This is a genomic window from Aggregatibacter sp. oral taxon 458 str. W10330, assembly GCF_000466335.1.
Taxonomy (GTDB): Bacteria; Pseudomonadota; Gammaproteobacteria; order Enterobacterales; family Pasteurellaceae; genus Aggregatibacter.
Window position 1 is genome coordinate 92544 of the sequence record NZ_KE952614.1, and the last position, 15935, is coordinate 108478.

Annotated in this window: 15 protein-coding genes; 5 read left to right on the plus strand and 10 right to left on the minus strand. The window is 43.9% G+C overall.

Going from position 1 to position 15935, the window contains the following annotated elements; all coding sequences use genetic code 11:
• Nucleotides 1–24: 24 nt before the first annotated feature.
• The 4 genes from HMPREF9065_RS02485 to yccS all read left to right on the plus strand — a co-directional run bounded on the left by HMPREF9065_RS02485 (nucleotide 25) and on the right by yccS (nucleotide 3843).
• Nucleotides 25–690: a curli polymerization inhibitor CsgI-related protein gene (locus tag HMPREF9065_RS02485; protein WP_033002653.1), complete on the plus strand. Its 666-nt coding sequence runs from the start codon at nucleotides 25–27 to the stop codon at nucleotides 688–690.
• 73 nt (nucleotides 691–763) lie between these two features.
• The gene (gene mgsA / locus HMPREF9065_RS02480; protein WP_021616599.1) at nucleotides 764–1222 is read left to right on the plus strand and encodes a methylglyoxal synthase; all 459 of its coding nucleotides are present in this window, start codon (nucleotides 764–766) and stop codon (nucleotides 1220–1222) included.
• A gap of 8 nt (nucleotides 1223–1230) precedes the next feature.
• Nucleotides 1231–1686 (plus strand): YccF domain-containing protein, encoded by a 456-nt coding sequence (locus HMPREF9065_RS02475; protein ID WP_021616600.1) that lies wholly within the window; start codon nucleotides 1231–1233, stop codon nucleotides 1684–1686.
• A 15-nt stretch (nucleotides 1687–1701) separates the two neighbouring features.
• The gene (gene yccS / locus HMPREF9065_RS02470) at nucleotides 1702–3843 is read left to right on the plus strand and encodes a YccS family putative transporter (protein ID WP_021616601.1); all 2142 of its coding nucleotides are present in this window, start codon (nucleotides 1702–1704) and stop codon (nucleotides 3841–3843) included.
• Here yccS and smrB read toward each other — a convergent pair.
• A complete protein-coding gene (gene smrB / locus HMPREF9065_RS02465) occupies nucleotides 3840–4349 on the minus strand; it encodes an endonuclease SmrB (RefSeq protein ID WP_021616602.1) in 510 nt (169 codons plus the stop codon). The two genes, yccS and smrB, sit on opposite strands and share 4 nt — an antisense overlap.
• Nucleotides 4350–4411: 62 nt before the next feature.
• Here smrB and prmB point away from each other — a divergent pair, with 62 nt between their 5' ends.
• The gene (prmB, locus tag HMPREF9065_RS02460; RefSeq protein WP_021616603.1) at nucleotides 4412–5362 is read left to right on the plus strand and encodes a 50S ribosomal protein L3 N(5)-glutamine methyltransferase; all 951 of its coding nucleotides are present in this window, start codon (nucleotides 4412–4414) and stop codon (nucleotides 5360–5362) included.
• A gap of 14 nt (nucleotides 5363–5376) precedes the next feature.
• On the opposite strand, the gene HMPREF9065_RS02455 is transcribed toward prmB, so the two are convergent.
• From HMPREF9065_RS02455 to rsxA, 9 genes are all read right to left on the minus strand, one after another.
• A complete protein-coding gene (locus HMPREF9065_RS02455; RefSeq protein ID WP_021616604.1) occupies nucleotides 5377–6831 on the minus strand; it encodes a glycoside hydrolase family 32 protein in 1455 nt (484 codons plus the stop codon).
• A gap of 321 nt (nucleotides 6832–7152) precedes the next feature.
• Nucleotides 7153–8526 carry a sodium-dependent transporter gene (locus HMPREF9065_RS02450; protein WP_033002654.1) on the minus strand — a complete coding sequence of 458 codons (1374 nt, stop codon included), beginning with the start codon at nucleotides 8524–8526 and terminating at the stop codon, nucleotides 7153–7155.
• Nucleotides 8527–8542: 16 nt separating this feature from the next.
• Entirely contained in the window at nucleotides 8543–9178 is a 636-nt protein-coding gene (gene nth / locus HMPREF9065_RS02445; RefSeq protein WP_021616606.1) for an endonuclease III, read from the minus strand.
• Nucleotides 9179–9389: 211 nt separating this feature from the next.
• Nucleotides 9390–10106: an electron transport complex subunit E gene (locus tag HMPREF9065_RS02440; RefSeq protein ID WP_021616607.1), complete on the minus strand. Its 717-nt coding sequence runs from the start codon at nucleotides 10104–10106 to the stop codon at nucleotides 9390–9392.
• Entirely contained in the window at nucleotides 10106–10717 is a 612-nt protein-coding gene (rsxG, locus tag HMPREF9065_RS02435) for an electron transport complex subunit RsxG (RefSeq protein WP_021616608.1), read from the minus strand. Before rsxG ends, HMPREF9065_RS02440 begins: the two co-directional genes overlap by 1 nt.
• 9 nt (nucleotides 10718–10726) lie before the next feature.
• Nucleotides 10727–11806, minus strand: a complete 1080-nt coding sequence (gene rsxD, locus HMPREF9065_RS02430; RefSeq protein WP_033002655.1) for an electron transport complex subunit RsxD — start codon at nucleotides 11804–11806, stop codon at nucleotides 10727–10729.
• A gap of 10 nt (nucleotides 11807–11816) precedes the next feature.
• On the minus strand, nucleotides 11817–14210 hold the full coding sequence (rsxC, locus tag HMPREF9065_RS02425; protein ID WP_021616610.1) for an electron transport complex subunit RsxC: 2394 nt from the start codon (nucleotides 14208–14210) through the stop codon (nucleotides 11817–11819).
• Nucleotides 14211–14804, minus strand: coding sequence for an electron transport complex subunit RsxB (gene rsxB / locus HMPREF9065_RS02420; RefSeq protein ID WP_021616611.1), 594 nt, complete (start codon nucleotides 14802–14804; stop codon nucleotides 14211–14213).
• A complete protein-coding gene (rsxA, locus tag HMPREF9065_RS02415; protein ID WP_021616612.1) occupies nucleotides 14804–15385 on the minus strand; it encodes an electron transport complex subunit RsxA in 582 nt (193 codons plus the stop codon). The genes rsxB and rsxA overlap by 1 nt, the downstream gene beginning before the upstream one ends.
• Between the last annotated feature and the right edge of the window lie 550 nt (nucleotides 15386–15935).

A 15935-nucleotide genomic window follows, 5' to 3' on the forward strand; every position in this document is an offset into this window, starting at 1 on the left:
ATGTCCTTCAAAACAGGAGTAAATATGAAATTTCGTTTCGCTGCATTAGCTGCAACATTTTTAGCCAGTACGGCGAGCTTTGCCGGCGTAGTCACCGGTTCATCGAATATTGATTTTTTAGCCATTGATGGTCAAAAACCGGCTAAATCCATGTTAAAAGAAAATCATGCATTTAACGTGAATGATACACAAAAACACCAAGTGGTCGTGCGGGTATCCGAAATTATTCAAAGCGGTTCTGACCGTGTTTTGTTTGAGTCTGATCCGATCGTTGTGGCATTTCAGGGAACCCCTGATGATATCGTTATTTCTGCGCCTCGTTTACAAAATGAACGTGATGTAAATGCATTTAAACAGGCTCCGATCATCAGCGTAAAAACGCCATCCGGAAGAGACGTTGCGAACCAGCAAGAATATTTAAAACAAGAAGGTTTTTTCCCTTCAGTGAGCTTAATCAAAGACTTAAGTGAATATAACGCCTCTGGCGCGCCTGCTGCCGTGGCGGCATTTGCCGGTGCAGCACCAGCCGCAGTGGCTGTTGGTGGCACTGCCGCAGCCGGTAAAGTCAACAAAGGCAAGGTGACATTACAAGGTGAAAATGTGGCAGAGCAAATGTTGCAATATTGGTATCAACAAGCCGATAAAGAAACCCAAGCACGTTTTATTGATTGGGCGAAAAAACAAAAATAATCGGTGATTTCTTCTCATTCATTGATGTCCGAAAAGTGAGCCTGTTCGCTCACTTTTTATTTTAGGAGCACTTATGCAAACGACCTATCGCACATTGTCGGCGAATAAACACATTGCCTTAGTGGCGCATGACCACTGTAAAGCGGATTTGATAAACTGGTGTAAAACCCACCGCACTTTATTAGCACATCATACCCTGTATGGCACCGGCACCACAGGGAGTCTCATTCATCGTGAAACCGGTTTAATTGTGAATAGCTTACTCAGTGGCCCTATGGGCGGCGATCAACAACTCGGTGGCTTAATTGCTGAAAATAAAATTGATTTAATGATTTTCTTTTGGGATCCGATGAATGCTGTGCCACATGATCCGGATGTCAAAGCGTTAATGCGCATTGCCACCGTTTGGAATATTCCGGTTGCTATGAATATGGCAAGTGCCGATTTTCTGATTTCTTCGCCATTTTTTAATGATACCTGCGATATTCGTATTCCGGACTATCAAGGTTATTTAAACGAACGCTTAAAATAGACATTGCTATGAATTGGAGCTTGATTCTTAATATTCTCAATTTTGTCCTTGGCGGCTTCGCAACAACGTTAGGGTGGTTATTTGCCACCCTCATGAGCGCCGTCTTGATCGTTACATTGCCTTATACGCGTAGCTGTTGGGAAATTTGTAAAATGTCATTGGTTCCCTTCGGCAACGATTTAATTCATGTGAAGTATTTGGAACCTAAAAGTGCGGTGGGAAATTCCCTCGGATCGGTGCTCAATGTCGTCTGGTTTATCCTTTTCGGTTGGTGGTTGTTTCTTGCTCATGTTTTTTGTGGCATTTCTCAATGTCTAACTATCATCGGTATCCCAACCGGCTTGGCAAATTTCCATATCGCCAGAATTGCGTTATTTCCGGTGGGGCAACGGGTTGTTCCTAAAGCAATGGTGGATTTAATTCGTCAACAACACGCAACGCAATACGATCGTTTTTATAAGTAGTCTTAAGGATTTCGCATGAATCACTGGTTTAATGCAAAAGTGATTGCCTCCATTCCGATTTTTATTGCCGTCAATTTGGCGGTGATTGCCATTTGGTATTTTGATATTTCCGAGCAAAGTATGCCGTTGGTATTAGGCATTATTGCCGGCGGTTTGGTGGATTTAGATAACCGATTAACCGGCCGAATCAAGAATGTGCTTTATACGCTGCTCGCATTTTCTGTTTCTACGATCAGTGTGCAACTGAGCATCAACCATAATTTCCAATTTATGGTGTTGATGACGGCGATGACCTTTGTTTTCACCATGATTGGGGCAATCGGACAACGTTATAGCACCATCGCGTTCGGTACGTTGGTTGTGGCGCTATACACCACACTGACTTATTTGCCGGAAACCGTGTGGTATATGAACCCTCTGATGATTCTTTGCGGCACCTTGCTTTACAGTATCACCACATTATGCGTGCATTTATTTTTTCCGAATCGCCCTGTGCAGGAAAGTGTTGCTAAATCGTTTATTGCGTTAGCCAATTACCTTGATGCGAAAGCCACTTTTTTTGATCCTGACGATATTGAGCAAATTGAAAATAAGCATATCGCTATGGCAATGAAAAATAGTGAACTGATAAGTGCATTTAATGAGACGAGAACGGCGCTGTTTTATCGTATCCGAGGACAACACCGCCACAGCCGCACAACTAAAATGATTCGTTATTATTTTTCTGCGCAAGATATTCATGAGCGCATTAGTTCCAATCATTTTGACTACCAAACCCTTGCGGAACACTTAAAAAATACTGATTTAATTTTTCGTATTCAACGCTTACTGGAGCTCCAAGCCCAAGCTTGCCGTGATATTGCGCTAAGTTTGCAACAAAATAAAACCTACCGTTATGACCTGCGTTTAGAAAAAGCCATTAACGGGCTAAATCAATCGTTCGAGCTTTATAGTAATGGCCATATTGAAGAAACCGAAAATCTTATCAATCTCCAAACATTACTGGATAATTTAAAAAGCGTTGACTACCAATTACGCCATATTGATCAAGAAGTGAACGAGTTGGAACAAACCGATACGGCTCAAATTTATACGGAACAAATTACCGGTTTAAACAATATCCTGCTTGCCCTGCGTAGCCACTTTAATTTCAATTCGCAACTCTTTCGCCATGCGGTACGTTTGTCGATTGTCGTGTTTATTTGTTGCACCATCGGCGAGTTTTTGCCGTTAGATCGGGCGTATTGGGTGTTATTAACCGCTGTTTTTGTTTGTCAGCCCAACTACACAGCGACTAAACTTCGTCTAAAACAACGAATTGTCGGCACCATTCTTGGTGTCATTCTGGCATCGCTTCTGCCCTATGCGAATCCGACACTGGAATTACAATTAGGTTTAATCGTGCTCACCAGCACGCTCTTTTTCTTTTTCCGTACCAATAATTACAGCTTTTCCACCTTCTTCATTACCTTACAGGTGATTTTCAGCTTTGATGTGATGGGCTTTAATGTGGAACAAGCGCTTTATTCTCGCGTCATTGACACCCTGATCGGCGCGACCATTTCCTGGTTTGCCGTGTCTTACTTATGGCCGGATTGGAAGTATTTGCAGTTGGATAAAGTCAGCCGTCAGGCAATCAAAAGCGATGCGAAATATTTGTTGTATATCATCAGTCAATTACAGTTTGGCAAAGGCGATAACTTGAAATACCGCATTGCCCGCCGCTATGCCCATGAATATGCTTCGGCATTAAGCGCCACCATTTCCAATATGAACCATGAGCCGAAAAAATATCAGGCATATTTACAGGCTGGATTCGAGCTTTTAAAAATTAACTATTCTCTACTGAGTTACATTTCTACGCTAGGAGCTTACCGCAGTAAAATGAAACAAATGCAACAAAGCACTTTTTTCTTGGCGGAATTTTATCCGGCAGCGAAGAAAATTATTTACATTTTAGAGCATATTGAACAGCTTACACCGATGGTTTTCGAGAAATTACAAAATAACATTGAAGTGAGTTTAAAACAGGCACAAAGCCATTTAGAAAAAAATCATAAAGCGGCACAGCTGCAAGGACACATTCCAATGCAGCAACTTAGCATGATCAACCAAATTTTACCGCCGCTTTACCATGCCGTTCATAAATGTTGTTAAACATCAATCAGGATCAAAATGGCTGCTTCACCGCCCCATTCCTTTGGGGCTTGGTGCAATGCTCTCACTTTCGGGTGTTGCACTAGCCAACGGGGAATCTGGCGTTTTAACGTATAAGTGCCGTAGCCTGTCATGATACTGGCGCAATAAAGATGTTCTTTCTCGCAGGTTTGAATTAATGCTGCCAGCTCTAATTTTGCCTGTTCACGTGTTAAACCGTGCAAATCCAAAAAAATCTCCGGTGAAAAATCACCGCGGCGTAATTGCTTCAATAAATACGAATCTTCATTTTCACGCAAATATTTGACCGCACTTTCCTCATCTAACAACGGCTCATATTCATCAGAAAAATAAAATAACGTATCTTGTTGTTCACGTTGTTCCTTTATTGCCTCTTGTGCTTTCTTTTTATACGAACCTGTCGTCACCACAACGGTATCCTGTTTTAACGGCTTCACGCCTTTCATTTCCGCACGAAACAGGGAAATCGCGTCCTCATCTAACATTTCGTTTCCTCTTTCAAATATGGTATAACTACGCGCAATTTTAACATTGATATGAGCAAATCATGAACCCAATTACCTTTAATCAAGAACTCATTGACAATATTTATTCCGCCAACGTGCAAGATGAACTGCACACGATCAAAGATTTCCTACGTTGGTGCTACAGCACCTTCAATCGTGCCGACATTTACTATGGACACGGCTATGACAATGCTTGGGATGAAGCACAACAATTGGTTTTAGCCACCTTGCACTTACCACCGGATTTTCCAAGTGAATTGTATGACGCTCGACTCACGACGGCAGAAAAACAGGAAATCATCCGTTTGGTCATCATCCGCATTGAAAAACGCATTCCTGTGGCTTACTTAATTCACCGTGCTTGGTTCTGTGGCTTAGAGTTTTATGTGGATGAACGCGTGATTGTTCCTCGCTCTCCCATCAGCGCCTTGATTGAACAAGGGTTCGCCGGCTTATTAACGCATGAACCGCAACGCATTTTAGATATGTGCACCGGCAGCGGCTGTATTGCGATCGCTTGTGCGGAACAGTTCCCTGAAGCCGATGTGGATGCCGTTGATCTCTCTTTTGATGCGTTGAATGTTGCCGAAATCAACATTGAACGCCACAATTTAACTCACCGCGTCTTCCCGATTCAGTCAGATTTATTCTCTCGTTTATTGGAAGAACAGTATGATCTCATTGTCACTAACCCACCTTATGTAGATCGAGAAGATCTCTCCGATATGCCGGAGGAATTTCACTACGAACCGGAAATGGCTCTCGGCTCCGGCAATGATGGGTTAACTATCACCAAAGAAATCCTACACCTAGCGCCAAATTACTTAGCTGACAATGGTGTATTAGTCTGCGAAGTAGGTAACAGCATGGTGCATTTAATTGAACAATTCCCACAAGTGCCGTTTAACTGGCTTGAACTCGCCAATGGCGGCGTAGGCGTATTCGCCTTAACCAAAGCCCAATTGCTTGAACACCAAGCGGCATTTGCTTAAGGCGCTGATTTCCTTTAAATAAAATGAATGACCGGCAAATAGCCCACCATTAAATCCAATGGGCGACTACCGGTCATAATATTTTTTCTTTTTTCAATGAAAAATCTTGATGTCATGGCTTTTTTACCATGATTAAAGAAAATTTCCATAATAGAACGATCAAAGAATATTTCTACGGTTTGCAGATTCGCGATTTCACAAAAACGCTTACTGCCGAATGTTTCCATGAGTTCGGTTTGTTCGCTTTGGCTGCGATCTAAGCAAACCAAGCCGTTTTCATAAGAAAGACGCAAGGATTGCCCTTGTTCATTTTGGAAAAACGTCAAATCAAAAGCCTGATTATGGGCTTCAAATCTTACATAAGCCCGATCTAAATCGGCAATTTCAGCGTTTCCATTAAGATGAAGCGTTGAAAGTGCGGTCAGATTTTCATACGTTTTTGCAATCGGGCGTTGGTAGATTTTATTGCCTTTTAAGCGTAATTCTCGCGGCAGGGTTAAGGCGGAATGCCATTTGAATTTGTCCGTTGGATAGGTTAAATCCGGCAAACCGATCCAACCGAAAAGTACGGCTTGAGTTTTATTGTCTAAACCGGCAAAAGTTTGCGGCGCATAGAAATCAAAGCCTTGATCTAATTCATCGATATAGTCTGCTTCAAAGGTTAACTCCGTTAATTTTCCCACAGCATACGTTGCATGGTAATTATTTTGGAATTGATGCGCTTCGCGATCTTTGCCTTGTGGCGACCAAATAAACACATCTTTATCGCCCAGTTTTAATAAGTCAGGGCATTCCCACATAAACACATTGGTATTATCAAACGCCGGTAAGGAAAGCTCACCTAGCAAACGCGGCGTATCTTCAAGATCGTCCATTTCAAAAATAATCGCCGTGCCGGTGAGGTTTTCCCGTTGCGCACCGCAGATAAAACGAATTTTACCGTTTTCAGTGAAATAAGGTTTCGGGTCACGAACGTGTTCTGTATAGCCTTCAGGCGCATTTTCAATTAACGGACGCTTGCTGAGCAATTTTCCATCAAGATCGAAAATGGCTAAATTTTGGAACGGGATACGCTGATTATCGCTTGGGCGACGGGTGTTACCGGTATAAAACATGGCTAATTTATCACCGACTTTTAATGCACCACCGGAATAACAGCCGTGAGATTCAAAAAGCTCACAAGGAATAAGATCGTCAGCAGATTGATAATGTTGGAAATCTTTGGTGATTAAATGCTTCCAGTGTTTCATGCCGTGCATGGCATCAAAAGGAAACCATTGATAAAAAAGGTGATATTTCTCGCCATCAAAGATGAGACCGTTCGGATCGTTCATCAGCCCGGTGGGTGGTGAAATATGAAAGTGCGGTCGAAAATCCTTGTCTTTTTTCACGGTTTGCGCAATTTCTGCAAGCTCACCGGGTTCTGCCGCAAGGATGCTTTTGTATTTACCGTTGTTAAAAATCTGCATGGGGTTTCTCCGTTTGAATGGGGGAGGCTAATCGTGAGAAAGCTAAATATCACGCGACGCTGTTTGGTGAAAATAAATCATTTAAAAGCGTGAGTTAGTTCACAAATTTGTAAATAAGCGTTTGCGTTGTTAGGTGGCGTTGAGTATGCTTAACCCTATAAAAACAAGTGCTATAAAAATAGCCAAACATATTTTGCTTTCCGAGTAGTGCCTCTGTGAGGCACTTTTTTTTGCTTAATAAACCGTGATCATCATGGGGCTCTATTGCATTTATGCTCATAAAACAAAGCCTGCTCGGTGTTGAGCAGACTTTGATCTCACTTAAAGTAAATTGCTGATAAAAATCACCAAAATAATAAACGGCACGACAAATTTTACATAGTTAAACCAAAGTTTGGTAAAAGTAGAATCTGGCGTTGGAGACAGTTCTTTTTTCGCGTCGTCTTTTAACACGAAACCCACGAAAAGCGCGCAACCAAGTGCGGTAAGCATAAACAGAATATTACCACTGACGAAATCAAAGGCATCAAAGATGCTTTTGCCGAAGAAGGTGACGTCTTTCCAAAGATTATCCCCTAAAATAGACGGCACGTTGCCCAAGAGAAAAATTCCGCTGAGCGTTAGAATAATGGCTTTGCTACGGCGCATTCTGAGTTTTTCTTGTAAGGCCGTGATGATCACTTCGTAAATGGTGATAGATGTCGTTAAAGCAGCGATAAGCAATAAGCCAAAGAAGATAATTGCAAAGAATTTACCTGCCCATAAATGGGAGAACACAATCGGCAAACTTTGGAATACCAATGTTGGGCCGGCATTCGGCTCAATGCCAAAGGTAAACAAAGACGGGAAAATCATAAAGCCGGCTAACACGGCAATAATGGTGTTAGTGAAGCCGGTGATTACCGCCGTTTGGATTAAATTTTCTTCTTTATTTAAGTAGCTGGAAAGGGTGATTAACACACCGAAACCTAAGCTTAATGCGAAGAAAACTTGTCCCAACACGAAAACAAATAATTTGGGGGTGATTTTAGAAAAATCCGGTTTGAGGTAAAAGGTGATACCTTCCATTGCGCCCGGCAAGGTAATATTACGAATAACCATGCCAATCAAGAAAATAAACAGCAATGGCATTAAGTATTTCACGGAGCGCTCAATGCCACCGATAATGCCTTTTGCCAAAATAATGTAATTGACGAGTACAAAAAGTGCGGTGTAAATAATGATTTCAACCGGGCTGTTACTGATGTGTAAATCGTAGAAATCTTTTGCGACATCTTTGGTGATGGGCGTAGAAATATCAAGCGTACCACTGATGAGATTAATGATATAGGTAATCACCCAACCGCCAAGTACCATGTAATACGCCATGATTCCAAACGCACCGAGAAGCCCCATATAGCCAAGCAGTTTCCAATATTTTGAAATCCTTTTGCCTTTATCTAAAATTTTATCGCCAAAGGCATCAATGGAGTTGACCCGTAAACGACGGCCAATCACGTTTTCTACTAAAATCATTGGAATACCAATGACAATCATCGCAATGCAAAATAGCAAGACATAGGCACCGCCACCGTTTTCTCCCACCAAATAGGGAAAGCGCCATGTCGCGCCAAAACCGACGGTTGCGCCGGCAACGGTAAGCACATAAGTTAAACGATTGGACCAGGTTTGTCGTTCTGATTTTGGTGTTGTCATAAGTTTTCCTGTATTTTTAATATTCTGTTTTATTTTTATATTCGCACAAATCTTCAATGATGCACGCACCGCAGCGAGGTTTGCGCGCCACGCAAGTATATCGTCCATGCAAAATTAACCAGTGGTGTACGTCCACCTTAAATTCGGCAGGAACCACTTTTATCAATTTTTCTTCGACTTTCACCACATCTTTGCCGGGCGCAAAGCCGGTACGGTTACAGACGCGAAAAATATGGGTATCCACGGCGATAGTCGGATGTCCAAATGCGGTATTTAATACCACATTGGCCGTTTTTCTTCCTACGCCGGCAAGGGCTTCTAATGCTTCGCGATCTTCAGGCACTTCACCGTGGTGTTTTTCAATTAAATCACGGCAGGTTTTGATGATATTTTCTGCTTTGCTATTAAATAGGCCAATCGTTTTGATGTATTCTTTTAAGCCATCCACGCCCAACGCCAAAATTGCCTGCGGCGTGTTGGCGACAGGAAAGAGTTTATCTGTCGCTTTATTTACCCCTTTGTCAGTGGCTTGTGCTGACAAAATCACGGCAATTAATAATTCAAAGGGCGAGCTAAAATTCAGTTCCGTGGTTGGGTGCGGATTGGCAGCACGCAGACGTTTTAGAATTTCAATTCTTTTTTCTTTATTCATACTTTTCCTTCTACTTTTTTGCTTGTGCAAAAAAGTAGCAAAAAACACACCCCAAGCTAATTTGCTTGTCTGAGCTTGGTGAGAATTTTCTTTACGGAAAATTTAGAACTCGCAACTAGGTTGCTCAAACAAGCTAAATTTTCCTAAAAATTCTCAGTCGCTCAGGCAAATTAGATGGGGACGAATTATCTGAGCATTATTTATTTTTAAACTACTTTTTTGTATCTATGATATTTTTTAACGCTAATAGCAACGCTAAACCGATAAATGCACCGGGGGGCAAAATTGCCAGTAGCAGATTACTGTCGCTATGGAAAAATTCAATTCGCATAAATGCTGCCCAGTTGCCCAATAAGTTTTCGATGCCGTCAAATAACGTACCATTGCCAATAGCTTCACGTAGGGCACCTAATGCGACCAAGCCACATAACATCCCTAATCCCATGGAAAAACCATCAAAGGCAGAATGGGCGATGCTGTTCTTTGAGGCAAAGGCTTCCGCCCGCCCGATCACGATACAGTTGGTCACAATCAGCGGAATAAAAATACCGAGTGATTGGTAAAGCGGGTAAGTATAAGCGTTCATCAGTAATTGCACCACAGTAACCGTCGTGGCAATGATCATGACGTAAATCGGAATCCGAATTTCGTTGGGAATATGTTGACGAAAAATCGATATGACCGTATTGGTACAGGTGAGCACCAGCATGGTGGCTAAACCTAAACCCAGGGCATTCGTTGCCGTATTGGACACAGCAAGTAGCGGACACAATCCCAGCAATTGCACCACCGTGGAGTTATTCGTCCAAATACCTTGAACGAAAATGGTTCTCCAAATGCTTTTTTCATTTGGAATTGTCACCGCACTTTTATTTTCGACAGATTGGCTTTCTGCCGGCGTTTCAGTTATTTCATCTCGTTTATCCATTATTCTTTCTCTTTCGGTAAATTATCCAACATAGCAAGTGCAGCGCGTTTTACTTGATTGACCACAGCGCGCGGCGTGATTGTCGCCCCGGCGAATTGATCGAATTTACCGCCGTCTTTTTTGACTGCCCATTCTGCCGCTTTCTCTTGGCTGATGACTTGATGATCAAAGCTCAAAATCCAATTGGAAATACGCGTTTCGATTTTATCGCCCAAGCCCGGCGTTTCATGGTGTTCTGTAATGCGCACACCAAGCACTTCGCCGTCCGGTTTCATGCCGACTAAAATACGAATATCACCGGAGTAACCGTCATGCGCCACGCTTTCAAAAGCATACGCGGTGATTTTGCCGTCTTTTTTGGCTGTACAGATTTTTTGAATCGCGACATTTTGCAATGCGTCGATTTTCGGTACATCGCAATCTTGCGTTAAATCATTCGTAAAATAGTCCTGTGGAATCACTTGTAATAATAACGCCCGTTGTTGCGATTGCATTGCCTGATCGATTTTATCTTTCGTGAGAAAATAAACGCCGCTCGAAATTGCTGTGCAACAAAATGCCACAAAAGCCAATAACACGCCGTATTTGGAGGTGATTTTAATTGCTTGCATGATGTCTCCTTATCCACGATGACCGGCGACCCGTGGACGGGTGTAATGATCGATTAACGGCACGCAAATGTTGCTGAGCAAGACGGCAAATGCCACGCCGTCAGGGTAGTTGCCATAAAACCGAATTAAATAAACGAATAATCCCACCAATGCACCAAATACCAATTTTCCTTTCGGCGTAATCGAAGCCGTAACCGGATCAGTGGCGATAAAGAATGCGCCGAACATCATGGCACCGCTGAAGAGTTGGCTTGCCGTGCTTAAGTGGCCACTCGTTGAGAAGAGTTCGGTTAACAGACTCAAAAGGGTAAAGCTGCTTAACATTGCCACGGGAATGTGCCAGTGAATGGCTTTTTTCAGGATTAAGAAAATTCCCCCCAGTAAAAAGGCGAAATTGATTTGCCACCAACCTTGCGCAAAATCCCAACCGTTTTGGGTAAATATCGGTAATTTCACTAAGTCGGCATAAACCGAACTGATATTGCGATCGGAAGCCTGTGTGGCGTAAAACAATTTCGTGGTATCCAGCGGCGTGGCTTGTGTCATGCCGTCAATGGAGGCGGTTAATTGGTGTAAGCTAAAACCATCGGTAGTTAAACCATGAAAAATCAATTGTAAGGCATCGGCAAAGGTTGGCGGTTCCGGCAGAAGTTGAATCGCCGGCATCCAAGTCGTCATTTGCAATGGGAATGAGGTCAACAACACGACATACCCTACCATAGCAGGGTTAAAGGGATTTTGCCCTAATCCGCCATAAACGTGCTTGCCCAAAATCACCGCACAAAATGTGCCAATAAGAATAATCCAATAGGGCGCATAAGGCGGAATCGCCACCGCAAGAATCAGTGCGGTCAAAATTACACTCAAATCAGAAAGGTAACTCAAGGGTGGTTGTTTGCGCAAAAAAGTCACTAACAATTCTAGCACCAAAGCAAAACTGATTGCCAAGGCGGCTTGAATCAGCACGCCAACACCGAAGTAATGCACTTGTAATGCAATCGCCGGTAGCATGGCTAACATCACCCAAAGCATAATTCGCATGGTGAGTTTTCCCGAATGAGTATGGGGTGAACTGATCATCTTAAACATGGGTGATTCCTTAATGCTGTTCATTTTGTTGGGCTTGCTGTGCCGCTTTTTTCGCTTTGGCGCGTGCGATAGCGGCGGCAATGGCGGCTTTGCGCGGATCCGTCTCTTCTGATTTTTCATCTGAAATTTGAACCGCACTTTGGTCTGTTACCGGTTCGGAAGAGGCTACGTTTTCCCCTTGCTGCGCGGCTTTTTTCGCTTTAGCACGCGCGATCGCAGCCGCAATGGCAGCTTTGCGTGGATCTGTTTCCGCTGTATTTTCATCTGAAATTTGAACCGCACTTTGGACTGTTGCCGGTTCGGCAGAGGCTACGTTTTCCCCTTGCTGCGCCGCTTTTTTTGCTTTAGCACGTGCGATAGCCGCCGCAATAGCGGCTTTGCGCGGATCCGTTTCCACTGAATTTTCATCTGGAATTTGAACCGCCCTTTGGGCTATTTCAGGTTCAGTTGAGGCTACAGCTTCCCCTTGTTGAGCGGCTTTCTTCGCTTTGGCTCGCGCGAGCGCGGCAGCAATCGCAGCTTTGCGTGGATCAGTTTCTGCTGGATTTTCATCTGGAATTTGAACCGCACTTTGGGCTGTTGTCTGTTCGGTAGAGGTTGTGGTTTCCCCTTGGTACGCCGCTTTTTTCGCTTTAGCACGTGCGAGCGCGGCAGCAATAGCAGCTTTGCGCGGATCCGTGTCTGCTGGATTTTCATCTGAAATTTGAACCGCACTTTGAGCTGTTGCCGGTTCGGCAGACGCTATGGTTTCCGCTTGACGGGCTAATCGGCGCGCCTTGCGTTGTGCCATGATGTCGCGATTGTCAGGCTGAATGTGACCTTTTTCATCAATAAGGGTTTTTTGCTCAATTTGCGTATTTTCTGCAGACTCGGCTTTTTTCGCTTTTAAGCGTTCTAAGGCAGCGGCGACTGGATCGACGCCTTTTTGCTGTGCTAATTCTTCACGGCGTGCTGCCGCGGCTCGTTGAGAACGCGCTTTGCGTTCTTGTTCTTCCCGTTCTAGGCGGGCTTGGCGTTGTTCAAAACGGATTTTCGCCTCTTCTGCTAATTTTGCTTTATGTTTAATTTCCCAAATTTTGGCTTTTTCTTGGCGGAAATATTGAATAAGCGGAATGTGGCTTGGGCAAACATAGGCGCACACACCACATTCAATACAGTCTTTGAGAGAATATTCTTCCGATTTTTCGTGATTTTCGCTTCGCGCAAACCAATAGAGTTGCTGCGGCATCAGTTTTACCGGGCAAGCATCGGAGCAGGCAGAGCAGCGAATACAGCTTTTTTCCGGTTCCGGTGGCGCATATTCAAAATGATCCGGTGCCAATAAGCAGTTTGCCACTTTGGTCATCGGCGCATTTAAATCAGGTAGAATGACACCCATCATTGGACCGCCCATGAAGACTGGGAAACGGTCGTCATATTGGTAGCCGGTTTCACGCAATAAATGAGAAATCGGGGTGCCAAAGCGTGCCCAATAATTGCCTTTGTTTGGAATTTTATCACCGGTGAGGGTAACGACGCGTTCAATTAAAGGCTCGTCATCAAGTACCGCGCGTTTAATCGCAAAGGCAGTTCCCACATTTTGCATGAGCACGCCAATACTGGAGGAACGTTGCCCACTTGGCACTTCCATGCCTGTTAGCACTTGAATGAGTTGTTTTGCCGCACCGGACGGATATTTTGTCGGAATGATACGGATGTCAATGTCATTTGCGCCATGTAATGCATGTTCTAAGGCGAAGACGGCTTCAAGTTTATTGTCTTCTACGGCGATAACGACTTTTTCAGGGCGCAAAATATAACGCAAAATACGCACGCCCTCGATGATTTCATCGGCACGATCGCGCATTAAGCGATCGTCGCAGGTGATGTAGGGTTCACATTCTGCGCCGTTAATAATCAGCAATTTAACCTGTTTTTCAGCAGAGTGAATTTTGGCTGCTGTCGGGAATACCGCGCCACCCAAGCCGGCGATGCCTGCTTGATAAATTTTTTCAATGAGCTGTTCCCGCGTTTGGGTGAAAAAATCCTCGATTGGCACTTGTGGACGCCATTGATCCAAGCCATCTGCTTGAATATGTACGCAGGTTTCTGTCAGCCCGGATGGATGTGGCGCGACATAAGGCGCGATATCAATCACTGTACCGGAGGTGGGTGCATGAACAGGTAAACTTTGCAAGCCATCGCCTTGTGTCAGTGGTTGTCCTTTGAGTACGCGATCACCGGGTTTTACCAACAGGTTTCCTGCAGTACCGGCGTGTTGTTTTATCGGCACATAAAAATCATCGGGCAGAGGGAGTGTGCGAATGGGCGTACCATTAGATTGGGACTTCATATCCGGCGGGTGAATACCACCGTCAAATTCCCAAAGTTTGCCACTGTTAAAACGTGTTAATACATCCGCCATTTATTTCCCCACAATGATTTTCTTCTCTGCCGATGTGGTATCAACAATCGGAATCACTAGATTAGGATCGAATTTCCAATCCCAAGTATCAATATTTTTTTCGACTTTAATCATGGAAATACAGCTGGTCGGGCAGGGCGCAACACAAAGCTCACAGCCGGTACATAAATCAGGAATAATCGTGTGCATGAGTTTATTGCTACCGATAATGGCATCCACCGGACACGCCTGAATGCATTTGGTGCAGCCGATACACATATTTTCATCAATAAAGGCGACTTTCGGCGCAGGATCTTCGGCTAAATTATCGGTCTCCGGCGGTTCAACGCCAAGCAATTCGGCGATTTTAATGACAGTGGGTCTGCCGCCGGGAATACATTTGGTAATCACATCGCCGTTGGCAATGGCTTCAGCATAAGGTCTGCAACCGGGATAGCCACATTGGCCACATTGGCTTTGCGGTAAAATCGCATTGATTTTTTCGACAATGGGATCTGCTTCGACTTTCAGTTTTACGGATGCAAAGCCCAAAATAGCGCCGAAAATCAGCGCCAATATGACAATGGCAATGAGAACGTAATAGAAAGTTGCCATTATAGTTTCACCAATCCGGTAAAGCCCATGAACGCAAGCGACATTAAGCCTGCCGTAATCAAGGCAATAGAGGCACCACGAAACGGCATTGGCACACTGGCGGCAACCAAGCGTTCACGCAATGCGGCAAATAAGACTAAAACTAAGGCAAAACCGGCAGAGGCACCAAAGCCGTAAGCCACCGATTCCGTTAAATTATGCGCAAGATTCACGTTTAACAACGCCACGCCAAGTACCGCACAGTTGGTGGTAATAAGCGGCAGGAAAATGCCCAGTAAACGATATAAAGTTGGGCTGGTTTTGTGAATCGCCATTTCAGTAAATTGCACTACTACGGCGATAACTAAAATAAAAACGAGTGTGCGTAAAAATGTTGCGTTTAATGGGGCGAGAATATAATGATCCACTAAATAGGAGCAAAGCGCCGCCACCGTTAGCACAAAGGTTGTTGCCAAGCCCATGCCGATAGCGGTTTCGATTTTTTTTGAGACGCCCATAAAAGGGCAGAGTCCGAGAAATTTGACCAGCACGAAGTTATTAATCAATGCCGTGCCGATGATCAGTAGAATGTAATGTGTCATAGCGTTCAATTCGTTCGTATAAGCGGTGTATTATCGCCATTTATGGGCTTAAGAACAATAAAAAAATAAGCAAGGTAGGTGAACGAATTTTAACAAAACTGACCGCACTTTTTGATACGCCGAAAAGTGTATTTTAAAAGTGCGGTGGATTTTTCAGCCGTTTTATTATAGCCAGCCAAAGTCTGGCTGTAAAAGCCATAGGCTATGCGTATGGCGCCAAATAGCTTAAGCGATGAACAGAAAAAAATCCTCGCTACATAATGAACAAGGCTGACAACCGAAACTCAACATATAGGACGATTATTTAACCCCTCGTAGCGTGCAACTTGTTGCACGAATAATTAACTTCGGTACGTAATTTACGATTTCATGCGTATCGTGCATCTTGATGCACAACCAAATAACGCACGGAACGTTATTTAATTCTTTCAGGCATTCACGATTTCGTTCGTAGCGTGCATCTTGATGCACGACCAAATTACGCAAGGAACGTTATTTAACGCTTTCAGGCATTCGCGATTTCGTGCAACAAGTTGCACGCTACAATTCA